This is a genomic window from Thioalkalivibrio sp. AKL7, assembly GCF_000381705.1.
In the GTDB taxonomy this organism is placed as follows: domain Bacteria; phylum Pseudomonadota; class Gammaproteobacteria; order Ectothiorhodospirales; family Ectothiorhodospiraceae; genus Thioalkalivibrio; species Thioalkalivibrio versutus.
On the sequence record NZ_KB906947.1, the window covers coordinates 212465 to 238950 of the forward strand.

Here is a 26486-nt window from a genome sequence, read left to right on the forward strand (position 1 = left end):
GTGGAACACGGACTATCGTTGTCCTGCGGGTCATACCCTGTTTACCGAACACCACGCGATCGAACTGTATTTCGGGAGCTGTCGATAATCGGGAAAGGGGTCCATCGCTATTCAGCGAATATGGGTCTCCTCACAAGTGTCCGCGTTAACGGGGATAACCTTTCTTTTCAACCTGTGGTTCGGCACTACAGAAGAACGGACACATGGATGGTTTGCAGTTCGTGAGTGTAGGGACAAGGTTCGGGGGGCTCAGATTCCACGTGATCGGGCAAACACAAGGACGTAGAAGGGTAGGGAGGCGAGATGTTCTGTACGCAATGTGGGCAAGAGAATTCAGAGGGTGCGCGATTCTGTGGCAAGTGTGGCGCACCGATTGGGAGCGACGCGACGGTTGGGGAATCCGATACAGGTAGGCACCCTGGCTCGATTGCCGCCCCAGGCGTAGCTGCGGCGTCAGCGAAGGGAGTGGGAAGTACGGCGATCGAGACGGTCCGCTACGCAGGATTTTGGTACCGCGCACTGGCGCTGTTGATCGATGTCATTCTGAGCTGGATTTTGATGTTCATCATCATCCTTCCCCTTGCCTTTATTTTAGGGGCCTCGATGGCTGGGTCCGCGAGCATGCAGGAAATCGAGGCAGCCGGCGAAGGGCTGGGCAATTTCATCGGTCTGCTAGTGGGTTGGCTTTACTGGACGATCTTCGAATCTTCAGGTTGGCAGGCCACACCCGGAAAACGCATGCTCGGCCTTCGAGTGACGAATTCCGAGGGCCAACGGATCGGCTTCGGCAGGGCGAACGCACGTTATTGGTCGAAGATCCTGTCTACGCTGATCCTGTTGATTGGGTTTCTGATGGCGGCGTTCACCCGTCGTAAACAAGCGCTGCACGATCTAATCGCCTCTACGCTCGTAGTGAAGCACTGAGACTTGTGCTCGATGGTTGAGCGCTGGTGGTTGAGTCGCTGATAAGCCCGAAAGGTTGAGAGGAGATCGATGGAGCCTGGAAGCAAGGTGCGGGTCAGGGCAAACCCCCAGCGTGTTGGGACCGTTTCGGACCAGACGGATGGTTCGGGGGCACGGTTGAAGCTCTTGGTGGATTTTCCCGACGGGGAGGAGTTCATCCTCGCGTCGTCGCTGGAAAAAGTGGAACGGTCGGGACCGCGCGGGCCTGATGCATTGGTGCGTAGTGGCCGGTATGGGCGGGTACACGACCTCCGAGGCGCCATCACGTATTACCGGCTGACCGGGCGTCTGGCAAATCTACTCTACAGCCTGAACACGACCAATACCGAGTTTCTCCCTTATCAGTTCAAGCCGGTGCTCCAATTCCTGGAGTCGCCGGTTAAGGGGCTAGTCATTGCCGACGAGGTGGGTCTGGGAAAGACGATCGAGGCTGGTCTTATCTGGACGGAGCTGCGCGCGCGGGAAGACGCCCGAAGACTCCTGGTGGTGTGCCCGGCTATGTTGACGGAGAAGTGGCGCGAGGAACTGGGCAGTCGCTTTGGGGTGCGTGCAGAGGTGGTGAACGCCACCGAACTGAAGGCTCGGCTCTCGCGGGCGAGGGAAAACCCGCGGGAGGAGTTCGCTTTGGTTTGCAGTATGCAGGGGCTGCGTCCACCCCGCGATTGGGACCAACCTGACGGCCCACAGACTCCTACCGCAAAGCTCGGACGCTTCCTGCGCGAGGCGGAGGTGGAGGACGAGCTAATCGATCTCACGGTGATCGACGAGGCCCACTACCTTCGAAATCCGTCAACCCTGACCAACCAGTTGGCTCGGGTGCTTCGTCCGGTGAGTGAGTATCTCGTGATGCTCTCGGCGACCCCGATCCAGATTGGCAGCCGTGACTTGTTCAGTCTGCTGCATGTCCTGGATCCCGATACGTTCCAGCATGAACAGCTTTTCGACTACACACTTCGAGCGAATGCCCCTTTGGTGAAACTGCGCGACGCAATCCTGCGAGGGCCTGTTTCGCAAGAGAGTTTTGTGGCGGCGCTTGAGGAGGTCCGAGGGTCGGATTTGTTTGCTGACAACGAGCAGATCCGGTACCTATTGGAAGAACCACCGACCATGGATGACCTGTCGGACCCTGGGCAGCGTTCCACTCTGTCGGAGCAGCTCGATCGAATCAATCCGTTGGCGAAGGTGGTTACAAGAACGCTGAAACGTGATGTGCAAACCAAGAGACCCACGCGTGACCCGGTGGCGATTCGCGTGCATATGTCACCAGATGAGCGGGCTTTTTACGACCGGATGTCGCACTCAATACGTCAGTATTGTGAGCAGCAGGAGGTAAGTGAGGGCTTCCTCCTCACGCTTCCTCAACGCCAGATGGCCAGTTCGGTTCCGGCGGCCCTGAACCACTGGCTCGAACGTGGGGAACGCGCCGGGATGTTCGATGCGGAAGAGGCGGAGGAGCTGGATCTTGGATGGGGGGACGATGCCGCTGGGAACGAAGTGGCGCCGGCTTCGGAATTCATGCAGCACATCGTTCGCGAGGCGTCGGCGGCTGGCGATCCGGGGGTGCTGGAAAAGCAGGATTCCAAATACCGGGAACTGGTTGCGGCCCTCAAGAGGTATTGGAAGACCTACCCGAGGAGCAAGGTCGTTCTGTTTTCCTACTTCAAGAAGACCCTCAATTATCTGGCAGCGCGTCTTGCGCGCGAGGGTGTGCAGGCCTGCGTACTGTATGGAGGTATGGACAAGCAGGAAGTGCTTCGCGACTTCCAAGACCCCGAAGGACCCGATCTGCTGTTGTCGTCCGAGGTGGCGGCCGAAGGTGTGGACCTGCAGTTTTCCAGCGTGCTGATCAATTATGACCTTCCTTGGAACCCCGCCAAGGTGGAGCAGCGCATTGGGCGGATCGACCGGATTGGGCAGCACGCCGAGCGGATTCTGATCTGGAACTTCTTGTACGCGGATACGGTGGACGAGCGGATTCACGACCGATTGCACGCCCGCCTGGATATCTTCCGCCAAGCATTGGGAAGCATGGAGGCAATGCTGGGGGACAAGATTTCTGGCCTTTCCGCCACGCTTCTGACCCATGACCTTTCTGCACAGCAACAGGTGGAGAAGATCGAGCAAGCCGCGCTCGCGATACAGAATGAAAAGCGTCAGCGGGAGGCGTTGGAAGAACAGGCCACTCACTTGATCGCGCACAGTGATTTTATTCAGAAGAAGGTGCAGGCGGCTCATGATTTGGGCCGTTACATTCAGGGGGCGGATCTCCTCGCGTATGTGTCGGACTTCATGGACCGCGAGTACCCGGGGACACGATTCATCGGCAGTGCTCACGACCCACTCGAGGTGACGGCGGAGCTCGCTGTCGATGCACGGGCGGATTTTGTCCGTTTTATTGAACAGGAAGAGCTGCGGGGTACGACGAGGCTTTTTGACCATCATCCCCCACGCCTCAAATTCGAGAATCGCGTTGCCCACCGAGAAGGGAAGCTCGAGATTGTGTCGCAGGGCCACCCGCTGGTGCGTTTCGTGACCGCGGGACTGAAGAGCCGTGGGGGCGTGTCGCCGTATAGCTTGGTCTCGGCCATCCAGATCGATGCGGCAAGGATCGAGCACCGGCTTAAGGGGACATGGGTTTATCTCGTGAGCCGGTGGAGTGTGGAAGGTGTACGCACGATCGAACGCCTGGAATATTTACTGTTTCCGCTCGAAGCCGATGGCGTGGTGGACAGTGATACCGCTGAGCTGGTGTTGAACACGGCGGCCCTGCACGGAGATGACTGGCTGGGTGCGGCCAACCTGGTGCCCAATGACCTGGCGGCGGATCGAGCCGAGGACTGCCGGCACGAAAACGAACGTCGGTTTACGCGGTTCCTTGCTATGCAGGACCGAGAGAACGGCGACCGTATCCGCATGATGGTGAACGCGTTAACGGCACATCGCCATTCCACGGAGCGAAAGATCCGCGAGCGTATCGAGGGATTGAGAGCGTCTGGCAATCAGAAAAAGACCCGGATGATCCCGGCAGAGGAAGGGAAGATCGCCAAGCTGAACCGGAAGATGGATGACCGGATTGCAGAGCTAAAGGCACAAGAGCAGGTGAGGGGCGATAACCGCGAGGTATCGGCAGGCCTGCTTCGAATTGTGGATTAGATCAGGGGGCATTATGTCCGACTCCATGAAAGAAGAACTGATGAAGGCCCTACGGGAGGGTGGCGGGGAAGACTTGTTACCACGGGAGCCGAACCCGTCGCCCAAAGCGGGGAAGGGACGACAGAGCAAGGGGGCACGTCTCGGTGGACCCAGTTCATCGAGGCCTAGTGTTGGGGAGGGTGCTGCCAACCAACGGTCGTCGGGAAATCGATCCAAGACCGTCAGCGCTGGGCAGAAGGCAAATCCGATACCCGAGGTGAACCACGGCGATTTGAGCGTTTACCGGGGCAATCAACCGCCGAACCACGCCACTGTTTCAAGGCCTGACTCGACCCGAACTCGGAAACACATCGGGCCTCAACCCCGGGTCTCCGTTGGGTTGCTCGAAGGCGTCGAGGCTGAGCAAAGGTGGGTGAAGGTCGAAGATCGCATCGCTACGAAGACGCAGGTTTTCGAGGGCATTCCAAACGACACCCGTGAGGTGAACATAGGGCTCGATTTGGGCACGTCCTCGGTCAAGGTGGTGATATCCGATCCGGCGCTTCGCAAGTCATTTGCGGTCCCATTCTTCGATGCGATTGGCATGGACGGCTATCTCCTCCCTTCCCGCCTCAGACTCGCAGAGGGGAAGTTCCAGATCCCGGTTTCCAGCGATGATGCGACTTCCCGAGATATTAAGCTGGCTTTCCTCGGAAATCCAAAAGATCACGACACACATCGCCGCCTGATCGCCCTCATGGCATTGGCCCTCCGCCATGCCCGTGGATGGCTTTTTTCGCAACACGAAGCGGTCTACCGAGACGTTCATATCCTTTGGCGAATTACCGTTGGACATCCATCCCGCTATTACGATAGAGCCGACCCTGTGTCCCTCGCGTTTGTAGGGGCTGCTGAGATTGCTTGGCGTGCTTCCCGGAATCCCCGTGGCGTAACAGTGGCGGTCATTGACGAGGCGATCAAACACTATGCGCATCTCCGCAACAATCAAGGCAGCGGTACTGACGAAGACGACGTCCAAGTGGAAGGGTTGCCGGAAATTGCAGCACAGGTCTACGGCTTCGTCCGTTCGGCTCGATTCGATCCAAAGGCGCCCAACCATTACCTGATGGTGGATGTCGGTGGCGGTACGGTAGATGCCTGCGTCTTTCACGTCCATGAAGGACGAGCAGGACGCTGGGATTTCACTTTCTTTGAATCCCAGGTGCGCGCGACGGGCGCCATGAACCTCCATCTCCATCGGGTCCGGTGGTGGCTCGAGATGGCGGGGGATGCGCAGGGTACCGACGGCCTGACGCGCGACTTGGAACGAATTAAGTGGCCCACTGACCGGCGGGGCGGAATCCCGGATAGTTTTCACGACTACGTCCAAGACTTTGAAGTCGAACTCAACGACGGTGAGATGGATCCGGACCGGCAGTTTTTTGATCGCATTCTACGCCAGGTGAGAGAAGATACACTCTCGGCGGCGGAACGAAATCGCAAACTAACAAGGGATGACCTCCGCAGCATCCCCGCATTCTATTGCGGTGGCGGGATGCGGTCGGAGTTTTACCAACAGCTTCCGCCCGAAATGACCGCACACCGTAATTACAGCTATCTCAGCGCTATTGAGACACCTCTCGAGCGCCCTGCGGACCTTGAGGCACCGGGGATTTCGAACGATTCCTACGATCGGCTCGCAGTCGCCTATGGGCTCAGTCGAATGGAGCTGGGCGCGCTAAATAAAGGGGCCGCAATGTCGGACGCTAGTATCTGCACTGGCCAACTAGCTTGGCAGTCGCGTTATGTCGATAAGGATGACGTTTAGCGATCTCCCTACGTGCGTAAGAAAATCGCGTAGGAAGTTTTCATTAAACCAGTTCCCGATGTGTGGATCATTTTATTATAGAACTCAGCAAGGGGTTTAGAGTGCCTAGAAAAAAAATTCCATTGGGTTTAGGGGACGAGATCGAGACTTCTTATGAAGAGCTAAAGAAACGACTAGCTGAAACGTCCGCGTCCGCCCGAGATCAGGAGAAAGTTTTAGAACGATACTTTCCGAAAGAGTACGCCGCGGAGCTTGAGTGGAAGCGCGGTCAACGTGATAAGGAACGCTGGGCGACGATGTTCGGCAACCCGAGTAATGATGGGGGTCAGGTTCGCGTTAGGGGTGCGCAAGCTGAATTGCTTCGGATGGCTGATAGGTTTGGTGGTGATATCGCAAGTCCACGGACCTCTTACAGGGTGACGGATTTCTCTGATTGGCTTTACAGGCTGCAGGGGGTTTATCCCGATCCTTTCGTGAAAGCATTAGGAGCGTTAAGCGAAAAAGAGGTTGAAAAGAAACGGATGGAACGAAGGCGGAGATTGATGCGCTTGTCGTTGGGTGCGAAGGATGGATGGAATTTATGGTACAGCGGAATAGAAAAAGAAAAACCAGAGGCGTTCGAGATTTCTTTGTTGAAGGTGGCGGGATGCGCTATGCGCGGGGTCCCGGATTATGTGTTCTATAACGAGGCATCACGGACGGTGGTGATCTTGGAGATAAAGTGTACAGATGCAAAGCTGCGACTTGATGGGTGGGCCAATCTTCGGGGGCAGCTTTGGATGTACGGACACATCGATCCGATCATGAATTGGGGCCAGAGGGTGGTGCTGGCCGCCGAGGTGTGGGACAGATCTGGCGAAACTCGAAGGCAAACGCTGCGGTGGATAATGGGTGAGGGTGCGTTTGATGCGGATAATCATGAGCTGTTTGAGAAGTGGTGCGATTGTCTTGCGGTTTAGAGCATGGTGACGTATGGAGCCGACTGGCGGACCGTCCTTTTTGAGGAGATTGAGAGTGTTCATGGAGCAAATGATCGCATCGGCTCTCTGAACCCGGAGGCGCTGAGGAGGCTGATCGGTTGATGGTTTGACCCAAGTCGTCGATGGTGCGGTGGTAGCTTGGGCGGCGACGTGTGGCGCAGATGAGTGGTCTGCCACAGCTCGGGATAGAGGGTTCCGAATCGTTGGTGAGTACTGGAGTTATCTGCTGGGGCCATGGTTCGGGCTCATGCGACACGTTCCGTCGCAGGCGTCGGTCAAGGTTTGCAGGGCCGTGCCATGCTGCGCTGATGGGATAGCGTAGCTTTGGGCGGCGGTACGCGGCGGACGGAGTTGTTTTCGCAGAAGGGCCGTCATGGATGTATGGCGGGGGCGCATACAGAGGGCAGAGTACAGCGGTTGCGAGCGGGACATCGCATCCGAAGCACGGGATCGCTTTGCTGCGCGCGCTTCGGTCCAAGCGGCCGTGGTTCCGTATCTGTCCTTGCGCCTCCCGGCCTAACTAATCAATGGGTCGGTTCCCTTCATTCGTGCATCGCACAGGGAGGGACCGGGGCCTGCAGAGCTCGGGGGCGCGGCGGAAGCGCTCTACTGAGAGTACTTTTCTGATATGCGGGCGTGCTGCCAGAATCGAGGTCCATCTTCATTGCAAGGCAGCGTGAGCATCCGCCGGTCTGGCTGATTTGCCCGATCTTGGAGCGGAATGGGTAGTGGTACGAGTCTGGTGGGCTGGGGTGTTCGACAAACGCGGGGCACCGAATGGTGGTAGCAAGTACCCGTAGTGGGACAAGTGGGAGACGTCGGGCCGACTTCAAGCTTGTATGAGACCATGCGCCTAAGCTTGACGGGCGAGGGGCTGCGTCTTGTGGTCCCTTTCGCGTGGCGGTGGGCCTGGGCGGGCGGAGCCGCTGCTTTTGCTCCGTCCGGTACCTGGATGCCACGGCTGACTTTTTTCGGGGAAAAGATGATCAAAGATGCAACTACGCTAGCCGAGCTTCGGCTGCTGGTCGGCTATTTGGGGGAGCAGGAGCCGACTTGGTGGTCTTCCTCCTTCCTCTCGCCGACGGCCACGGCCTTTCTAAGCCCTGTCTTCGGGCGTTCAGCGCAACAGGCCCAGTATCAAGGTGTGTTGGAGGCGGCGCGTCGGGTTCATGATGAACGCATTGGCGTTGGCCGGACGCTGCACCTCTTCCACCTTCCGGAGGGGTATGAACAGGCAGTCGCCAGCCTGGTGGCTGATCGTGAACGTGGCGTGGAGCTCTTCGCACACGCAGATACCCCAGAGCGGGCTCAGGCGCGACTGGAAACACTGTCGAGCACTCAGCCTGCCGAGGAAGGGCCCGTGCTTGTCGGAGATTTCGGGGTTGAGCTGGATGTCCAACTGGCCTCGATCGCGGGCCTTTATCTCGATGCATTTCGCCGAGGTTTCCAGACCTATCCCTACCTGAGGGAGGCGCAGTGAGCGGGGAGCCAAGCTATACCACCCAGCTTCAGGCGGGACTTGGCCTCATCGACGAAACACAGCGGCTGTTCGAACTACTTGAGCCGGGCATGGGTTCCCGCCAGTTGTTCGCCAAGGCGCTCGAGTCCGGCCAATTTCCCTTGGTCTCGGCCCGCCGCCTGGACAACATTGTTCGCGAATGCTTTGCACCGCGCTTCCTGCGCCAGCCTCGCGTTGCCGAAAACTTGCAACGTCTGCTGCCCAACCTCGAGCGCGAGGAACGTCTGCAGGTGCTCATGCTCCACACCGCCAGGGCCAACGTCATCCTGTCGGACTTCATCCGGGAGGTGTACTGGCCGCGTTACACGTCTGGGCGAGATGGCCTGAGTAGAGAAGACGCAGTGCGGTTTGTGGAAAACGCGGTGAGGGAGGGGAAAACTCAGAAGCCGTGGTCCGAGAGCACAATCAGCCGGGTTTCCAGTTACCTGCTCAGCGCCTGTGCTGATTTTGGCTTGATCGAAGCCCGACGCAGCGGGTCGCGGCGGATTTATTCATTGCGCCTTGCCAGGCGGGTGGCTGCCTATCTCGCCTATGACCTCAAGTTCCAGGGGCTGGGTGACAACCAGGTGCTCAACCATCCTGATTGGCAGCTCTTCGGACTCGAGTGGCCCGATGTGCGCGACCAATTCAAGCGTTTGTCGCTGGATGGCCACGTGATCCTGCAAGCCGCAGGTGATGTCACACACATTAGCTGGCAACACAAGAATATGGAGGAGGTCATCGATGTCCTCATTGGATAATGATTTCAACGAGCTGATGGAGCGGGTGCGCCACGGCCGTGAATTCGGCCACGCCAGTTTCGAACCGATCTTCTACCTAGTCTTTCGGCCCGAACAGATTCTGGCCGTGAAGCGTCACTTGCCCGCTTGGCAGAGCCGTCTGCGAAATGAAGGGTGGGATGTCCACACCTTCTCCATTGCGGAAGCCGTGGACGAGATTTTGTCCCAGGCCAGGATGCGCAATATCTGGCTGGCTGCCGATCAGCGTAACCCTCAGGACTGGAAAAAGACCAACGAATCGCTCGCTAATGCCGTGGCCAATGGGGCTCTTCAGGAGCGTCTCGAGGCGAGACTTTCAGAGCTGGAAGGTAAGTCAAGCAGCATTCTGCTCGTCACGGACCTGGAAGCGTTGCACCCATACATGCGGATCGGTGTTATTGAAGGGCAGCTCCAGGGGCGTTTCCACGTGCCCACCGTGTTCCTCTATCCCGGGGTACGCACTGGCAAGACACGCCTTCAGTTTTTGGGCTTCTACCCAGAAGATGGCAACTACCGCTCGGTTCACGTCGGCGGGTAAGGACGGAGTTCATAAATGGAAATCAAGCAGCTATTCGATCCCAGCCGCGATATCTACCGCAGCATCGAAAAGGTGATCGCCTATGGTGTTTCGCAGGAAGAACGCCTGGGCAAGGAGATCTCCGAGTATGTGGTTACGGACGCCATAGATGATCAGTTCAACCAGCTTCTAACCAAGATGCAGGCTGCCATGGAGGCCGGCGGAGAGCACGAGGTTGGCGTATGGGTCTCAGGCTTCTACGGATCGGGTAAGAGCTCCTTCACCAAGTACCTGGGTCTGGCCTTCGATGACAGCGTGACCATCAGCGGCGTGCCGTTCCGGCAGCATCTCCAGGACCGTCTCAGGAACACTACCACGCGACAGCTTCTGAGCACCGTCGCCAAGCGATTTCCCGCCGCTGTGTTGATGCTTGATTTGGCCACCGAGCAGGTCAGCGGTGCGACGATGGAGGAGGTTTCCAGTGTCCTTTATTACAAGGTCCTGCAATGGGCCGGCTATTCGCGCAACCTCAAGGTGGCGGCCCTTGAGCGCAGGCTGAAGCACGAGGGGCGCTATGAGGAGTTTCTGCGCCTGTTCGAGGAGAAGACGAGCGGCGAATCCTGGGTGGATTGTCGAAACGATCCACTGGTGGTCGACAGCCTGATCCCAGCGATCGCGCACGAACTATACCCAGCGCTATTCTCGACACCGAACGCGTTCAATACTGCCACGAGTGACTTCATCCGCTTCGAGAAGGATCGTGTTAAGGAGATGCTCGACATCGTCCGCGAGCGCTCCGGCAAGGAGTACGTCATCTTCATCGTGGACGAGGTGGGTCAGTACGTTGGCGCCCGGCAGTCGCTGATCCTCAACCTGGATGGTCTGGCGACTAACATTAAGGAGGAGGGCGATGGCAAGGTTTGGCTGATCGGTACGGGGCAGCAGACCTTGACTGAGGATGACCCTCGCGCCTCACTGAATTCGCCGGAGCTTTTCAAGCTCAAAGACCGCTTTCCCATCCCCGTTGATCTCGAAGCCGATGATATTAAGGAGATCTGCTACACGCGTCTTCTGGGCAAGTCGCCGCAGGGTGCGCAGTCCCTTGGCCAATTGTTCGATCAGCATGGCCAGGCGCTCCGACACAACACCAAGCTGGAAGATGCCCGCGCCTATGGCGCCGACTTTGATCGCGAGACGTTCGTCAACCTCTATCCTTTCCTGCCGGCGCATTTCGAAATTCTGTTGCACCTGCTGGGTGCCCTGGCGCGCTCCACCGGCGGTATCGGCTTACGTTCAGCCATCAAGGTGATTCAGGACATTCTGATCGAAGGGGAGGGCAAGCGGGTCCCGGTCGCCCAGGAGCCGGTGGGTTGGCTGGCGACCACGGTCACGCTCTATGACGCCCTCGAAAAGGATATTGAACGCGCCTTTCCCAATTGGCACAAGGCGGTCAACACGGTCACGAAGAATCGCTTCCCGGATTCAGAGCTGGAAAAGCGTGTGGCCAAGACAGTGGCCGTGCTGCAGATCCTCGGCAATCTCCCCATCAGTCGGCGCAATGTGGCCAGCCTCGTCCACGCCGACGTGGCCAGTGAAAGCCAGGCCGAGGCGGTGAATACAGCGATTGAAGCACTGATGGCCGACACAATCGTCCCCTTCGGCGAACAGGAGGGCTTTCTGTGCTTCTTCAGCGAGAAACTCAACGACATTGAGCAAGAACGTACGCAGATTCCGCTTCGTGCCATAGAGTTGAAGCGCATCCTCAACAAATCACTGGAGGAGGTGTTCTCGCCCCTGCCCAGCGTCCAATTGCATGGATCGCTCTCGGTTCATACCGGTCTCAAGACCCAGGGCTCCGAAGGGCTTCCAACATCCCTGGCGGGCGATCGCCATCCCATCCAGACGGTGGTCGAGCTGGTCGAACCCACCGACTACGAAGGGGCCCGTTCACGGTTGCAGGATATTTCCCGCGTCAAGACGAACGAGAACCTGATTTACTTGGTGGGGCGCAAGTCACCCGACTTTGACGACCTGACTGCCGACATCTATCGCTGTCAGGAGATCGACGCCAAGTTTCGACACGATCCTGACCAGGAAGTACGCGACTATTGCCGTGCCCAGCTAGACCGCGCTGGTCGGCTGAGCGCCGATCTGCAACGCCTGATCAAGCGTAGCCTGGTCCAAGGCTCCTTCATCTTTCGCGGCCAGACGACGGCCGTGGAAAGCGTGTCCAGTGACCTGGCGGAGGCAGCGCGCAAGCACCTGGCCGGCGTGGCGGACCAGGTCTTCAGCCGTTACAGCGAAGCCCCCGAACGGGTGCAGACCGATCTGGCCGAGCGCTTTCTGCGTGTGGGTAACCTGAGCGGTATTACTACGAAGCTGGATCCTCTGGGCCTGGTCACGCAACAGGCGGGTCAGACTGGAATCAACGTCGATCATCGGGCGCTCGTCAGTATCCGCGACCATATCGATCGGGTGGGTATGGTCGAGGGCAAGAACCTGTCCAGCCGTTTTAGTGATGCCCCCTACGGATGGTCCCAGGACACCCTGCGCTATCTGGTTGCCGCCCTGCTGGTCGGCGGGGTGATCAAGCTGAAGGTGTCGGGGCGCGAGGTTACCGTCAACGGTCAGCAGGCCATCGATGCGCTCAAAAGCAACAACACCTTCAAAAACGTCGGGATCTCCCTGCGCTCGGAGCGTCCATCCAACGAGATGCTGGCGCTTGCCGCCAAGCGGCTGACCGAGCTCAGCGGGGACATGGTCGTTCCTCTAGAGGCCAACATCAGCAATGCGGCTACCAAGCTTTTTCCTCAACTTCAGCAGCGCTATGCCTCGCTCTCCGGTCGGTTGCAGGCACTGGGGCTGCCAGGCGATGACCGCCTGGAGGCGATGAGTCGTGAGATTGCGGATATCCTGCTGACCGACGGCTCCGATGCGCCTCAGCGGCTCGGTGCTGAGGAGTCCAGCCTGTACGACAACCTCACTTGGGCGGGCGAGATCAAGAATGCCCTGGAACAGGGCCTGGAAACCACGCTGAAGGAGCTTCGCAGTCTAGATCAAGCTATTGCTGGGTTGCCAGGCAGCGGTATTCCCGGCGAGCTCAAGGCGGATCTGGCGGAACCCCTGAAAGATCTGGCGGCACGCCTGGCTTCTGACGATGCCTACCGCAACGCATCCGATTTCAACACGCAGCTTACCGAGCTGCGGGCGCAAGTCCGCGGCGCTGCCGAGCGTATGCAGGAGCAACAGCAGCACAGGCTGCGCCAGGCCGAGCAGGAGCTGAAACGAGTACCAGAATGGCCGGAGCTGACCAACCAGGAGCAGCAGGAGTTACTGGGGCGCCTGGATAAGCTGGTGTTGGAGGTCGAGCCAGATCTCGCTGGCCTCAAGGATCTGGTCAATCGGGACTATGAGGTCCAGGCGGAAGTGACAATGCTCAAAGAGCGCGTTGAGCAGGTGGGCCGTGAACGCCAGCAGGAGCGAATTCGCGAAGAGCAGAAAGAGTTCGAAAACGAGCATGAGGAAGAAAAGCAGGTACTACGCCGCCGTTTTAAGGCGCGCGCCCGTATCAACTCGCTTGAGGAGTTGGATTTCATGATCCGTGAGTTGCAGAAGCTGCACGGCGAACTGAAGTACGCCCACGCCTTCGAGCTGGACCTGGCAATCGACGACTCCGGTAAGGACTAAGCTATGGCCTTTGACCAAGGCACCCGCAATCGCCTACAGCAGATAGTGAGCGACTGCCGCGAGCGGTTGACGGAAGAGTTCACCCTGCAACTCCAGCAAGACTACGGGCTGGACCCCAAGAACGGGGAGGTGATCGAACTTTCGCGCCTGACCCACCTGAATGACCGTGAGCGCCATACCGCCGCCCTGCTGCGCGAGACCCTGGACCACTATCTGGCGGGCGAGGGGGGTAACAACGCTCAGCGACAGGCGGCCATTAACCGCATCATTCGTGAGCAGGCCTTCACCGTGCTCAATCGCCTGGCCGCGCTGCTGATGATGGAAGCTCGTGGGCTGCTGCTACCGGCCGTCAGCCAGGCCACCCAATCCCAGGCCTTCGAGCTGTACCGCCACGTAGCGGGCACCGCCCTGGGCGAGACCGGCGAGGCCTACCAGACCTTCCTTTTCAGCCTGTTCGACGAGTTCGCCATTGACCTGCCGGCACTATTCGACCGCTTCGCTCCCCAGGGGCGGCTCTTCCCCCGGGAGACGGCGCTGAACTCGCTGCTCGAGCTGCTCAACAATCACGAGATCGAGCCGCTGTGGGCGCTGGATGAGACCATCGGCTGGATCTACCAGTACTTCAATAGCCAGGAAGAGCGCAAGGCGATGCGCAAGGCCAGCCAGGCCCCGCGCAACAGCCGCGAGCTGGCGGTGCGCAACCAATTCTTTACCCCCCGCTATGTGGTGGAGTTCCTGGTCGATAACACCCTGGGCCGCCAATGGTTCAACGCCACCGGTGGCACCACGCCGTTGCGCGACAGCTGCCAGTACCTGTTGGTCAAGCCCGACGAGCAGCCAGAGGCCGGCATCAAGCTGCGCGACCCGCGTACCCTCAAGCTGCTGGACCCGGCCTGTGGCTCCATGCACTTCGGCCTCTACGCCTTCGACCTCTTCCTGCAGATCTATCGGGACGCCTGGCAGTGGGAGCAGCAGCATGGTCCCGGCTCGCTGGATCTCTCCACCCAGCCGGAGGCCGGCTTCGAGCCGCTATGCCACACCTATGCCGATGAAGAGGCCCTGCTGCGAGACGTGCCGCGGCTGATCATCGAGCACAACATCTACGGGGTGGACATCGACCCCCGTGCCGCCCAAATCTCCTCGCTGGCGCTGTGGCTGCGCGCCCAGCGCGCCTGGCATGAGGCTGGTGTGACGGCTCTGGAGCGCCCGGACGTGGGGCAAGGCAACGTCATCGCCGCGGTGGCCCCGCCTGCAGAGAAGGAGCTTCGCGAGGCCTTTATGGCCCGCCTGGATCGCCAGGATGCCGAACTGTTCGAGAAGACCCTGCAGATGCTCAAGGGGCTGCCCGAGCTTGGCGTGCTGTTGCGCGCCGAGAAGGAGCTTCCCGCCCTGATCCGCCAGGTCTATGTGGGCAAGGGCAGCGATCTCTTCGCCGAACAGGAGCAGGAGACCTGGCACAAGGCCGAGGAGCGCCTGCGCCGAGCCCTGCTCGAGTTCTCTGAGGAAGCCGGCGCCACCTACCAGAGCCGCCTCTTTGCTCAGGATGCTCTGCAGGGGCTGCGGATGATCGATCTCTGCCGGGTCATTTTCGATGTGGTGGTGATGAATCCGCCGTTTGGGGCGCTCAGTGCTGGTGTCAAGACCAAGCTGGGCAAGGAATATCCCAACAGCAAGAACGATCTGTTGGCAGTTTTCGTCGAGCGCGGACTGGAGCTTCTTTATCAAGGTGGGCGGTTGGGGGCAATTACGTCGCGTACATGCTTCTTCCTTACAAGTTTTGCTAAATGGCGTGAACGGGTGGTTTTAGGGTCTGCGACTCCCGAAGTGATGGCAGATCTTGGTCATGGTGTTATGGATGACGCCATGGTTGAAGCAGCATCATATGTTTTGGAGAAGCAGTGATGACTAAGTTCCTGAGATTGCTGAGTGAAAGTGAAAAAGAATCGTCGCTTCTTCAGGTATGTCGTAGTGAACGCCATGGGAATGTTGACGAAAGGGTATATGATGTCTCTGAAAAATCCTTTGAGACTATCCCGGGAAAGCCATTTTCTTATTGGGTTTCAGAGAATGTGCGAGAGGCATTTTCTCGGTTAAATCGGTTTGAAAGCGATGGAAGAGAGGCGCAAGTTGGAGCTTCTACCAAGGATGATTTTCGTTTCTTAAGATTGTCTTGGGAGCCATTGAGTAAAAGTTGTAAATGGGTTGGGTTTGCTAAGGGTGGGGTGTACTCTAAGTATTATTGCGATATCCAGTTGATGATTAATTGGAAAGAGGATGGTAGGGAGATTGAGGCTCTTGTTCTTCAGCGTTATCCATATTTAAACGGTAACGCTGAATGGGTGATGCACCGTGAGTCAAGATACTTTGCGCCTGGGCTGACCTGGCCCACGAGAACAACGAGTGGTTTAGGTTTAAGGATCCTTCCTCGTGGCTGTGTTTTCTCTGTAAAAGGATCTGCTGCGTTTGTAGAGGGAGACGCTCCAGATGCTATACTTTCACTGCTGGCAATAACTGCTTCAAGACCTTTTTCTGTTCTGGTCGAATTGCAGCTTGCGGCAGCTGATACCGCGGCAAGGTCCTACGAAGTTGGGATTATTCAGAAAACACCAGTTCCTGATATAGAGTTGACGCATCAGCGCATACTTGCGGAGCTCGCTCTTAGTGGGTGGTCATGCAAGCGAAAGCTCGATACAGTGGCAGAGAGTTCACATGCTTTTTTGTTGCCAGCGGCCATCCGCGAGCGATTGGGAGACTTTGATCCATCTGCTATTCATGGAGAGCTGGTCAATATTCAGAGCCAAATTGATGATATCACCTTTGAACTCTATGGCTTTTCTGAAGAGGACCGTAAGGCGGCGGCCGAGGTAGTTGGAGAGGCGGAGGAGGCCGATGATCCTTTTAGTGAAGATACTAAAGGGTCTCCGCCCTTTGATGCTTTGCTCTCCTGGGCAGCCGGCGTTGCCTTCGGCCGCTTCGACTGGCGCTTGGCCACCGGTGAGCGCGAAGCGCCACCCGAGCCAGAGCCCTTCGATCCACTTCCGGCCAAGAGCCCCGGCATGCTGCCCGACGGTGCCGAGCCCTACCATCGCCATGCCGGCATCCTGGTCGATGATCCGGGCCATGAGCATGACCTGCCGCGGCTGATGGCCGATGTGCTGGAGACGGTGGATGCCCAGGTCGACGAGGACCTGCGCCGCTGGCTTCGCCGAGACTTCTTCAAGTACCACCTGCAGCAGTACTCCAAGAGCCGCCGCAAGGCGCCGATCTACTGGCCGCTGGCCACGGCATCAGGCAGCTACACCCTGTGGCTCTACTACCCGGACCTGACCGACCAGACCCTCTTCACCGCGGTTAATGACTTCGTCGAGCCCAAGGTCAAGCAGGTGGAGACCGAGCTGGGCCACCTGCGCCTGGCGGGCGCCAGCCGAAGCCGCGCCGATGAGAAACGCCTGGAGGAACTGAGCGACTTCCGCGACGAACTGGCCGACCTGCGCGACACCCTGCTGAAGATCGCCCCAGACTACAAGCCCAACCACGACGACGGCGTGCAGATCACCGCCGCGCCGCTCTGGCCGCTGTTTCGACACAAGCCGTGGCAGAAGGTGCTCAAGGAGACCTGGGAGAAGCTGGAGCAGGGCGACTACGACTGGGCCCACCTGGCCATGGCCTACTGGCCGGACCGGGTGCGCGAGAAGTGCGTCACCGACAAGTCACTGGCCATCGCCCACGACCTCGAGCACCTCTACGTCGAACCCGAGCCGGCGCCCAAGAAGACGCGCGGCCGGAAGAAAAGCACAGGGAGCAGTGAATGAGCATCATGGTGCAGTCCAGCAAGGCGCACGATCGCAGCCTTGGCGAATGGTTTTACGATATCCAGCGGAGCTCGATCAAGCTTCCGCGCTTCCAGCGCATGGAGGCCTGGGACAGAAACCGGATCGCTAGCTTCCTGGATACCGTGATCAGCAACCTGCCAATGGGGGTCGTGTTGATCCTACAGGTTGATGGTAACGAGAATGAGAAATTCGTCTCTCGGCATATCAGTACCGCCGAGCCGGAAAAGGAAGGCACGGTTACCCAGCACCTGCTGGATGGCCAGCAGCGGCTGACAGCCTTCTGGCGCGCGATGCATAACAACTACGACTACGAAACCTTCTTCGTCTACCACCCCGAATTTGACCCCCGCTCCGAGAAGGCTGGGGAGGAGGTTCAGGTCTTCATGAAGCCTAGGTGGTTCGACAAGCAGGGCAGGCGGATGCCGCTTTGGGCGAATGACCCCAGGTCCACCTTGGAGAGGGGGCTGTTTCCCATCTCGCTTCTGCGGCCCGGCGACATGAGCGCTGAAATATCTGGCTGGCTAGCCAATGCCACTCAGCATCTGAAGCCGATGGGTGGGCAAGATGATGCCTTCGAAAAGCTCCAGGCCTACATGACGCTTCAGGAAAAGTTGAAAGACGCCATCAATCAGCTCAGGGAGCGGGTCACTCACTTCAACCTTCCCTACCTGGCACTGCCGGCGGCCACACCTAAAGAAGTGGCGCTCCAGGTGTTTATCAATATGAACACCAACAGCAAGCCGCTGTCGCTCTACGACATCATCGTCGCAGAGGTCGAGAGCGTTGCCGGCAGCTCGCTGCATGATCTCGAGGCGCGGCTCGACTCCCATTGCCCCTATTCCAAGCGCTATGCCGAGCTCCGGGACCTAATCCTCTCGACCTCCGCGCTGCTGCAGGACAAGGCTCCGAACAACCGGGGCATGATCGAGATGAATAAGCAGGTTTTGGTGAACAATTGGGAGCATTTGGAACGGGGCCTTGAACGGATGGCCACGTTCCTCGCAAGCCAGGGAATTTATGACGCAGCAAGACTGCCGACAAACGCGGTGTTGCCGGTGATCGCGGCCTGTTATGAGTTAATTCCCGATGACGGGGACTACCGCGGTAAGGCGGAAACACTTCTGCAACGCTATATCTGGTCCGCGTTTTTTACGGATCGGTACGAAAATTCTTCCGCCTCGCGCGCCTATGCCGATTTCAAGGCGCTCAAGGTGGTTTTGCAAAATCACCAGTTTGATGAGTCGCATGTCGCGAAGGTGCCCGTGCTGGACCGGAACGAATATCCCCTTGCAACCGTGGACGAGCTATTAGCAGCCGGCTGGCCGAAGTCCATGGGCATCGAAGCGAGGGGCGTGCTGGCGGTGACGACGTACTTGGAAGCCCGTGACTTCGCCGACAATCAGCCTGCTAGCTATCAGAATCTTCGACAGCGGGAGTACCACCACATCTTCCCCGATGCGTTGCTGCAAGAGGCGGAGCTTCCCAGCTCCCTCGCGCTTAACTGCGCGCTGATTACCTGGAGAACGAACCGGGTGATTGGGCGTAAGGATCCACTGGACTATCTGAAAGAGCGTGTGGACTGGGCCGGAGAAGATACTGTGCGCCAGCGCATGAGAACGCACCTTATCGATTACGACCGGCTGGCTGAGGCCAAATACGGCGATCTTGGTGATGCCGTGGAGGTGGAAAAGCTGCGGGGGGATTTTGATGCGTTCCTTCGAGACCGGGCCGAACGCGTTGCCCGAGCAGTTGGAGATCTTGCGTGCGGCAGGCATCCCGATGTCCACGCGCTTTGGCAGGGAGCGGAAGTAGAGGAAGCCTGATTCGGGCCTGTGATCAAGAAGGAACGTAAAGAAGGCCACGCATCGCGAGAGCCGCTCTGGCCTGAGGGGCTGAGGGAACAGACAGTCATGGGATGGAAGAAGCAAGCGTATGGGCATTGAGGCATATATTCAGGAGAAGGTGTTTGCGGACCGGGTTCGTCAACATTCCGTGTTGGTGGTCTACGATCCACGGCGCCGGTACCGTAGCCTCTGCCGAAGTCTTCAGTCGGACCAATGCGAAGTGGTTGATGCCACAGAGAGCAGCATCCAGAGCCGTGAGGAGGCTATGCGGGCGCTCCGTTCGCTGGGGCGTGGGGAACTGAATGGTCTGGTCGTATACGTGCCGGCGGAGGCGCCCTTGGAGCCCGAGCAGAAACAGACCGATCCATTTTCTCCGTTTGCAGCTTGTGGCGCGTTGTTCCCCGATGGGGACGGCGACAGCTTCCAGACCTTGTGCCTGAAGGCCAAGCCCGAACATGCCGACGAGCTTCGGCGCCTTTTCGAGAACAATTCCGATCCGGAATTTTCGGTCATCGACGCGGTTGGGGGGGGCGTTGGCTGGCCGAACCTAAGGGCGTTGTTGAACGCTGAATCCAGCCGGGACATTCTGCTGGGCCTATTGACGCCGACCGAGGGCCAGCTCCAGGCCTTGAGGGCCAACGAGGCGTGGGTGAACGAGGCACGGGATTTGTTCAGCCGATCATTGGGGTTGAAGCTTCGCACCCGCGGAAAGACCTGGTCCCCAATCGCGGACGAGCTTTGGCGATTCGTGCTGTTCAGTGAGTTCGCTTTTGACCTGCCCGGGGAGTTGCCCGATGCCCTGGGCGACATTCCAAGAGCCGAGGAGGGTGCGCGCCCAATTGTCGAGGCGCTTTGTGATGCGCTCCGTAACGATCGCCGCCGCCAGGATCTGTACATCGAGAAGGCCGAGGAAATCGAGGGCGACCTGGATTTGCCAACCCATTGCCAAGGGTTCACTGATCTTGGGCTCCGCGACACCTTCCCGTTCGAGGAGCGGACGTTCCTAGCTCAGGCGATGACGGCCTACGAGCTAGGTGATCTGGTACGCGTTCGAGCCATTCTGAAACAGCATGAAAGTTCTGTGTGGATTGGCAAGGGGGAGAGCCGTGCCAAATGGTATTTGGTAGAGGCCGCCACGGCCCTTTCGCAGGACTGCGGGGATCTGGAAGGCCAGCTAGCCGGGCATGCGGCGAGCCTCGAATCACTGGTGCAGTTTTATGTAGGACGGCTGCGGGAGGTCGACCGGCTCCACCGCGAGTTCGAACACGCGGTGGCAGATTATGAGTGGCAGGATACAGCGGGCGAGATGATCGGCCTGATTCAAGGCGCCCGCAAGGGGTACGCCAAGTTGGCCGAAGCGGCTCAGCAGGTGTTTATGCGAGGCCTAGCGAAAACCGGATGGCCATTGCTCGGCATGTTGGCGAATTCACAGGTGTTCGATCGCTTGGTGGCGCCTGGGCTGAAACAAAACGGCCACAAGGTGGCGTACGTGATGGTGGACGCGCTGCGCTATGAGTTGGGCGTGGCGCTGGAGAAGCAACTAGCCGAGGATGGCGTGATCGAGTTACAAGCGGCGCTTGCGCAGCTACCGAGCGTGACCCCCGTGGGCATGGCTAGCCTGCTTCCAGGCGCGAGCGATCACTTGGAAGTTGAAAAGCATGAGGACGGACTGACCCCGAGGCTGGACGGCAAACCGGTCACGTCCGTCCCACAGCGCATGGAGGCGTTTCGGTGTCGCTATGGCCAGCGTTTCGCGGAGATGCGGCTTGAGGATTTTGTGCGCAACAAGGGTCCCGAAATTGGCGAGGAGACCGACCTTTTGGTGTTGCGGTCGGTCGAGATCGACAGTCACTTCGAGAATCATCCTGAAACGGCGCCTGTAGAGATCAAGAATGCACTGAAGCGGATCCGGATGGCGGTACACCGGCTGATCAAGCACAAGTTCAATGAGGTCGTCATCGTTACCGACCACGGCTTCTTCATGAATACACATGCGGGCGCTGGGGACAGGGCGTCCAAACCGCATGGGGACTGGCTGATTGTGCATGACCGCTGTGCCCTGGGTGATGGCTCTGCCGACGACCACCACCTGGTGATGGAGGCGGAACGGGTGGGAATGCGCGGCAATGCGGCGCGTTTTGCTGCCCCGCTGAGTATGGCGGCATACCGTTCGGGCTTGCAGTACTTTCACGGAGGCGCCTCGCTGCAGGAATGTGTTGTGCCGGTGATTCGGATGCAGCTTAGGCAGCAGGACCAGCCAAGCGTGAAGCGTGCCCAGGTGACGATCCGATATAAGAACGGTGCGACCCGGATCACCACCCGAGTGCCGGTGATCGATGTGACCGTGGATGCAGTGGATATGTTCTCGAGCGAAGGGAGCTACGAAATCTTGCTGGAGGCGCATGACAAGCGTGGCAATGTGGTGGGTGAAGCGCGAACCGGCGGCCCGGTGAATCCGGCTACAGGTACGCTAACCCTTCAGGCGGGGGAGTCGGTGAAGGTGACGCTCAAGATGCAGATGGAGTTTGAAGGCAAGTTTAAGGTGAAGGCATTGGACCCGAGGACGCACGCCGTATACAGCCAAATTGAACTTGAAAGCGACTATACGGTTTAAGCCATGGATGATCTCGATCAGCAGTTGATGTCCCTGTTCGATGGGAAGGTGGTGCGCAAGGACCTCCTTCATCGCATCAAGAAGGGCACGAACGTGCCTACCTTCGTGCTGGAGTTCTTGCTGGCCCGCTACTGCGCCAGCGACGAGCCGGAGGAGATCCAGGCGGGCATGGAAGCCGTTCTGGATACGCTCAACGACAACTATGTGCGCCCTAACGAAGCAAACGCCGCACAGTCGCGCGTTGCGACGAAGGGAAAGCACCGGTTTATAGACAAGGTGCACGTCAACTACGTCGAGAAGGATCGCCGCCATTGGGCGGCATTGGAGAATTTCGATTCCCGGCGCGTGGCCATCAGCGAAAAGTTCTATCGTGACAACGAACGCCTGCTTCAGGGAGGATTGTGGGCCGAGGTCACCATCGCGTACAACGATATCGAGGACGACGATTACGCCTTTTTTGTCGAAGAGCTGAGGCCCATCCAGCTTAGTCGCTTCGATTTCGACCGATACTGCGAGGGCCGGGATGCCTTTAGTCGTGACGACTGGCTGGGTGTAATTCTCCGCTCAGTGGGTCTGGAGCCAAGCAAGCTGTCGACGCGCGAGCAGTTCCACTTCGTTGCTCGCCTGGCGCCATTGATCGAACCGAACTTCAATTTTATTGAGCTTGGGCCACGTGGGACCGGAAAATCGTACTTCTACAGCGAATTCTCGCCCTACTCGACGCTAATTAGTGGTGGCCAAGCGACCAAGGCGACCCTATTTTACAACGTGCAACGCCGCAAAATCGGTTTGGTGGGATTTTGGGACACGGTAGCCTTTGATGAGGTCGGTGGGATCAAAATCAAGGACCCTGACACGATCCAGATCATGAAGGATTTCATGGCGAATGGTCGCTTTTCCCGCGGCGTAGAAGTGATTGCCGAAGCGTCTATGGCCTATGTTGGCAATCTTGATTTGTCTGTATCCCAGATCGTCAATTCCGAGGTGCATGATCTTTTCCAGCCATTGCCCAAAGAATTCGATCTTGCGATTCAGGATCGCTTTGCCTGCTATGTCCCGGGCTGGGAGATGCCGAAGAACAGTAGCGATTTCCTCACCAACAATTATGGATTCATCACCGACTACCTGGCAGAGGCTTTCCATTTTCAGTTCAAACAGACCAACCGGTATGAGGAGGTCTCTAGCCGGATTAGGCTCGGCGATGCCGTAGAGGGTCGGGACGAGAAAGGGATCAAGAAAACTGTCTGCGCGTTCCTGAAGATCCTACATCCAAACGGCAAACCCAGCGATGAAGAGTTTGAGGAGTACGTGGCTTACGCGGTGGAGGCCAGGCGGCGTATCAAAGAGCAGATGAACAAGCGAAAGACGGATGATGAGTTCTCGCGCATAAACCTTTCTTATTTCCGCGCGGAGGGCGAAGAGGTCGTGGTCTACTGTCCTGAGTCTAAAAATGCCCAGGCGACGCAAGATCCCAGTAGGCGGAATATAAACGAAGGTGGCAATGACATATCGGCTTCGCCACCTTCATCCACAACTGCGACTCGGCCGGATGTTAAAAATCAAGCTGCCGTCGGTGGGCCAGATCTGGTGGCGCATGGTGAGCCAGAGGAACAACATTTTACCATTCATTACGGTGATACAGGTTATAGCTACGAGATGCTGCTCTCGCCATACCTTGCCGGAGCAAAGAGGGTAGAAGTAGAAGACCCATACATCCGGGCTACCCATCAGGTGCATAATTTTGTGCGTTTCTGTGAAGCAGTTATTAAGGTTCCTACGATTCGGAAGGTCGTACTGACCACAAGTTATGATAAGGAAACCGACTTGAAGATTTTGAATGATCGTTTTGAGGAGCTCAAACAAAGCCTTCTTGAACAGGATATTGAGTTGGCAATTCTGATCAATGAGAATCTTCATGACCGCGAGATTAAGATAGACAACGGTTGGGTGGTTAAAATTGGGCGGGGGCTGGATTTTTACCAAAAACCGGATCTTTGGTTCGGAGTGGGAGCACACGACTTGGCGATGCGGCGGTGCCTCGAGACAAAGGTCGACATCTTTAAACCGTAGAGGTGGCGACAAAAAACGTCGTTATTGAAGATGAGGAACTGAGTGGGTGGTACCCGAAGTGCTGTCTTTGCGGAATCGTCCGTTGGCGTGCGTAGATGACAATGGAAAGAGATTTTGGGGTAGCAGGTAGCCGTCGGATGTTCGCTTTCCGGGCGCACGAATGTTGAGTAAGGTCGAAGAAGGTGTCTGTCGGCCGAAGGGTATCGGGAGCGGGCCCTGAGGCTGGTGGATAGCGCCCTTTGGGTGCGTCCAAGGCTGATAAGGGGAAGGTTTCCCCAGCTCAGGGCACGCTGTGATGATTGAGCGTCGGCGGGATCCAGACCGGGCGCCGGCCTCCGAGCTTGGTCCAGTAGTAGCCGGGGTTTGAGGTGAGATGCGTCTTGAGCCCGCTGTTCTGGGCGCTTGTCCCATCCAGGCCGCGAATGACTCCTGCCAGGGGCATGTTGTAGGTGTCGCCGCTTTGGTATGCCTTGATCGTGCCCCAGAGAACCCCGGTAGCATTCTGATTGGTTTGCTTCAGCCGGGTCAGCGGACCACTAAGAGCCAATTCCAACAGGTGGTCGTGGTCGTGGTGGCGACAGGGATAACGATGGCCGGCGGGTCCGCGCAGCAGAACCTTCCCGGCATCGTGAAGCAGGGCGACCACCACAGCGGCTTCGGCGAACAACTCTGGGGTGTTCGGGAGCTCGCGCGTGGCCGCCTTAAGCGCCTCTGCGACTTCCAGGCTGTGAGAGAGCAGGCCACCGGCATCCGTGTGGTGACAGCTTTTGGATGCCGGGAGCGTCACGAAGAGTCGGGTGAAGGACTGGTCACAAAAGACGTTCTCGAGAAATGCGCGATAGGCGGGCGTGCGCAAGGCGCTGGCCAAGTCGACAAGCCGTTCCAGGTCTTCGACATTGGGGGCGACGTGGCCAGGAAGCAGTTCGATTGAGGACCTCGGATTATCGGTTTCCCGAGTGGGACGGAGGACCGCCTGGGCTTGCCCGTGGCGGTCGCGTCGCAATTCGATACCGCAGTCCAGCGTTGATCGCGGGCCCGGGAGAATTCCTTGCCAGTCCGTCTTCGGCGCGAAGGCGCGAACGCTGCCCGTGTAATCCCAAAGATCCACGAGGTAGTACGCCACGCCATTCCGCCCGGACCTCGGTTTGCCGATCTCTGCACCGAAGGTCCCAGTGACGGGAACGTCGATCTCGGACTCCGGGTTTGCCAGCAGGCTCTTTACGTCTGCGACGGTCTTACACATGGCCGGTCGCCTCCTGAGCTTTGAGCGCTTCCTCGAGGCGGGATGCGAGCCAGTTGATCACTGCGCCGTCCAATGCCATGGGGGTGTAAGGCAGTTCCCTGGCGATCCATGCGGCGACCGTTTCAAGGATGGTCTCGCTGGGATCGGTACCAAGCGCTTGGGCGAGGTCGAGCCGGTGCTCGAGTTGATATGCACGAATGAGCGCCCATGCCATCTGTTGTGGCGCATCGGTTTGCATCAGGTGGTTGCCGACGCGAGTCGTCTTCGGGGACTCACTCATCATCGGAGACCTCCTCGGTGACCGGATCGGGAGTGGTCTGAGGAAATTGCATGCGCGAGCGCAGCAGTCGCTCCATGGCGGAGCCATCCTGGCGGGTGAGGTTCGGGACATACCTCGAGTACACGGTGAACAGCATCTTGGTGTTGGAGTGCCCCATCTGACGGGCAATCCACTCCGGACTCTCACCAGCGGCAAGCCACAGCGTCGCGGCCGTGTGGCGCGTCTGATAGGGGTTGCGGCGTTTGAGCTGGGCCTTCTTGAGCGTCGGGTACCACACGCGGTGATTGACGTTGTGGTACGAGAGCGGATAGCCGAAGCGACTGGAGAACACGTAATCACTCCGACAGGAGACAGGCCGTTCGCGCATCTCTTCTCGGGCCTGCAAGAGCGCTTGATAGACCATCTCGGACATCTGGATGGTGCGCATCGACCCGTCGGTCTTCGTCGTGGTGTCTTCACCGTTGACGCGGGCGGAATAGACGAGGATCTCCCGTCGGTCGAAGTCCACGTACTGCCACTTCAGACCGTCCACCTCGGATGTCCGCATACCTGTAAAGAACCGGACGATGAAGTACGGCCGCCACTTGGGGTCGACGGTATCGAGAAACTTCTGGACCTCCTCCAGCGAGAAAGGGTCGACCTGCGTCCGGGGGACACGCAGCGGCTTGATACCCTGATAGGGCGTGATAAAGTCGAATCGGTCAGCGGCTTCCACCAGGATCTGCCGGAGCACATTCATGATTTGATTGATCCGGGACGCGGACAGCGTTTTTCCAGTGTCGCGGCATACTTTGGCGAGTTCGGCGCGGTACTGGAGGATCTCGGATTTCTGGATGTCGCTGACTTTCTTTTCCCCGAACTGCGGGGCCAGTTGCTTATCGAAGATGTCCCGCAGCTTCGTCCGGTAGGACGGCTTCCAGGTGGGCTCGTTCTCAGCAAACCAGGTCTCCCCAAACTCCTGGAACGTAGGGCCTGCGTTTGCGCCTTCTGTGGCTTGTAGCACAGACGTGGGTTGAGAGAACCGTGCCGCGCGAGGGCTGTTGGGAAACGTTTTGGCGTAATCGAAGGTACCCAGGACGATCTCGGCCTGGATCTTCTCCATAGCGCGTTCCAAGCGTTTGCGATTGGCGGGGGTGTCGTCGAGCCTGGTGTATTCCCTGCAACGGACGTTCTGGTAACGAAAATCCATGAAGAGTTTTCCGTTGTGGTGCCGGCGGA

Annotated in this window: 17 protein-coding genes and 1 pseudogene; 14 read left to right on the plus strand and 4 right to left on the minus strand. The window is 58.3% G+C overall.

The window, feature by feature from the left end; all coding sequences use genetic code 11:
- Positions 1-303 precede the first annotated feature (303 nt).
- The 10 genes and pseudogenes from G315_RS14785 to G315_RS0100955 form a co-directional block, all read left to right on the plus strand.
- Positions 304-369, plus strand: a pseudogene (locus G315_RS14785) (zinc-ribbon domain-containing protein); the annotation flags it as partial.
- Positions 370-465: 96 nt separating this feature from the next.
- The gene (locus G315_RS13685) at positions 466-924 is read left to right on the plus strand and encodes an RDD family protein (protein ID WP_019611705.1); all 459 of its coding nucleotides are present in this window, start codon (positions 466-468) and stop codon (positions 922-924) included.
- A gap of 156 nt (positions 925-1080) precedes the next feature.
- Entirely contained in the window at positions 1081-4116 is a 3036-nt protein-coding gene (locus G315_RS0100920) for an SNF2-related protein (protein WP_231370700.1), read from the plus strand.
- 412 nt (positions 4117-4528) lie between these two features.
- Positions 4529-5923 carry a hypothetical protein gene (locus tag G315_RS14505; protein WP_155986083.1) on the plus strand — a complete coding sequence of 465 codons (1395 nt, stop codon included), beginning with the start codon at positions 4529-4531 and terminating at the stop codon, positions 5921-5923.
- Between the two features lie 62 nt (positions 5924-5985).
- A complete protein-coding gene (locus G315_RS14510) occupies positions 5986-6882 on the plus strand; it encodes a hypothetical protein (protein WP_155986084.1) in 897 nt (298 codons plus the stop codon).
- Between the two features lie 1003 nt (positions 6883-7885).
- Complete coding sequence (locus G315_RS0100935; RefSeq protein ID WP_026338800.1) at positions 7886-8383, plus strand: BrxE family protein; 498 nt, start codon at positions 7886-7888, stop codon at positions 8381-8383.
- On the plus strand, positions 8380-9162 hold the full coding sequence (locus G315_RS0100940; protein WP_019611711.1) for a BrxA family protein: 783 nt from the start codon (positions 8380-8382) through the stop codon (positions 9160-9162). The genes G315_RS0100935 and G315_RS0100940 overlap by 4 nt, the downstream gene beginning before the upstream one ends.
- Positions 9146-9718: a BREX protein BrxB domain-containing protein gene (locus tag G315_RS0100945; RefSeq protein ID WP_019611712.1), complete on the plus strand. Its 573-nt coding sequence runs from the start codon at positions 9146-9148 to the stop codon at positions 9716-9718. The genes G315_RS0100940 and G315_RS0100945 overlap by 17 nt, the downstream gene beginning before the upstream one ends.
- A gap of 15 nt (positions 9719-9733) precedes the next feature.
- Positions 9734-13384 carry a BREX system P-loop protein BrxC gene (gene brxC / locus G315_RS0100950; protein ID WP_019611713.1) on the plus strand — a complete coding sequence of 1217 codons (3651 nt, stop codon included), beginning with the start codon at positions 9734-9736 and terminating at the stop codon, positions 13382-13384.
- A 3-nt stretch (positions 13385-13387) separates the two neighbouring features.
- A complete protein-coding gene (locus G315_RS0100955; RefSeq protein WP_019611714.1) occupies positions 13388-15286 on the plus strand; it encodes an SAM-dependent methyltransferase in 1899 nt (632 codons plus the stop codon).
- Positions 15287-16089: 803 nt separating this feature from the next.
- Here G315_RS0100955 and G315_RS14600 read toward each other — a convergent pair.
- On the minus strand, positions 16090-16476 hold the full coding sequence (locus G315_RS14600; protein WP_196801690.1) for a hypothetical protein: 387 nt from the start codon (positions 16474-16476) through the stop codon (positions 16090-16092).
- Between G315_RS14600 and G315_RS14605 the strand changes: the two genes are divergently transcribed.
- From G315_RS14605 to brxL, 4 genes are all read left to right on the plus strand, one after another.
- Complete coding sequence (locus G315_RS14605; RefSeq protein ID WP_196801691.1) at positions 16441-17196, plus strand: hypothetical protein; 756 nt, start codon at positions 16441-16443, stop codon at positions 17194-17196. The two genes, G315_RS14600 and G315_RS14605, sit on opposite strands and share 36 nt — an antisense overlap.
- The gene (locus G315_RS0100965; protein WP_019611717.1) at positions 17193-19040 is read left to right on the plus strand and encodes a DUF262 domain-containing protein; all 1848 of its coding nucleotides are present in this window, start codon (positions 17193-17195) and stop codon (positions 19038-19040) included. Before G315_RS14605 ends, G315_RS0100965 begins: the two co-directional genes overlap by 4 nt.
- Before the next feature lie 109 nt (positions 19041-19149).
- Positions 19150-21675: a PglZ domain-containing protein gene (locus tag G315_RS0100970; protein ID WP_019611718.1), complete on the plus strand. Its 2526-nt coding sequence runs from the start codon at positions 19150-19152 to the stop codon at positions 21673-21675.
- A 3-nt stretch (positions 21676-21678) separates the two neighbouring features.
- Positions 21679-23745 (plus strand): BREX system Lon protease-like protein BrxL, encoded by a 2067-nt coding sequence (brxL, locus tag G315_RS0100975; protein WP_019611719.1) that lies wholly within the window; start codon positions 21679-21681, stop codon positions 23743-23745.
- Positions 23746-24025: 280 nt separating this feature from the next.
- Here brxL and G315_RS0100980 read toward each other — a convergent pair whose 3' ends face one another.
- From G315_RS0100980 to G315_RS0100990, 3 genes are read right to left on the minus strand one after another with little or no spacing between them, the layout of a single operon-like run.
- Positions 24026-24988, minus strand: a complete 963-nt coding sequence (locus tag G315_RS0100980) for a TraI domain-containing protein (RefSeq protein ID WP_019611720.1) — start codon at positions 24986-24988, stop codon at positions 24026-24028.
- Positions 24981-25271 (minus strand): hypothetical protein, encoded by a 291-nt coding sequence (locus G315_RS0100985; protein ID WP_019611721.1) that lies wholly within the window; start codon positions 25269-25271, stop codon positions 24981-24983. Before G315_RS0100985 ends, G315_RS0100980 begins: the two co-directional genes overlap by 8 nt.
- On the minus strand, positions 25261-26457 hold the full coding sequence (locus tag G315_RS0100990) for a site-specific integrase (protein WP_019611722.1): 1197 nt from the start codon (positions 26455-26457) through the stop codon (positions 25261-25263). The genes G315_RS0100985 and G315_RS0100990 overlap by 11 nt, the downstream gene beginning before the upstream one ends.
- Positions 26458-26486: the final 29 nt, after the last annotated feature.

Excerpts from the sequence above, each read along its gene's own strand:
- G315_RS0100935 (WP_026338800.1), top strand. The coding sequence starts at position 7,886 with ATGATCAAAGATGCAACTACGCTAGCCGAGCTTCGGCTGCTGGTCGGC.
- G315_RS0100945 (WP_019611712.1), top strand. The coding sequence starts at position 9,146 with ATGTCCTCATTGGATAATGATTTCAACGAGCTGATGGAGCGGGTGCGC.
- brxC (WP_019611713.1), top strand. The coding sequence starts at position 9,734 with ATGGAAATCAAGCAGCTATTCGATCCCAGCCGCGATATCTACCGCAGC.
- G315_RS0100955 (WP_019611714.1), top strand. The coding sequence starts at position 13,388 with ATGGCCTTTGACCAAGGCACCCGCAATCGCCTACAGCAGATAGTGAGC.
- G315_RS14605 (WP_196801691.1), top strand. The coding sequence starts at position 16,441 with ATGCTGCCCGACGGTGCCGAGCCCTACCATCGCCATGCCGGCATCCTG.
- G315_RS14600 (WP_196801690.1), bottom strand. The coding sequence starts at position 16,476 with ATGGCGATGGTAGGGCTCGGCACCGTCGGGCAGCATGCCGGGGCTCTT.
- G315_RS0100965 (WP_019611717.1), top strand. The coding sequence starts at position 17,193 with ATGAGCATCATGGTGCAGTCCAGCAAGGCGCACGATCGCAGCCTTGGC.
- G315_RS0100970 (WP_019611718.1), top strand. The coding sequence starts at position 19,150 with ATGGGCATTGAGGCATATATTCAGGAGAAGGTGTTTGCGGACCGGGTT.
- brxL (WP_019611719.1), top strand. The coding sequence starts at position 21,679 with ATGGATGATCTCGATCAGCAGTTGATGTCCCTGTTCGATGGGAAGGTG.
- G315_RS0100980 (WP_019611720.1), bottom strand. The coding sequence starts at position 24,988 with ATGTGTAAGACCGTCGCAGACGTAAAGAGCCTGCTGGCAAACCCGGAG.
- G315_RS0100985 (WP_019611721.1), bottom strand. The coding sequence starts at position 25,271 with ATGATGAGTGAGTCCCCGAAGACGACTCGCGTCGGCAACCACCTGATG.
- G315_RS0100990 (WP_019611722.1), bottom strand. The coding sequence starts at position 26,457 with ATGGATTTTCGTTACCAGAACGTCCGTTGCAGGGAATACACCAGGCTC.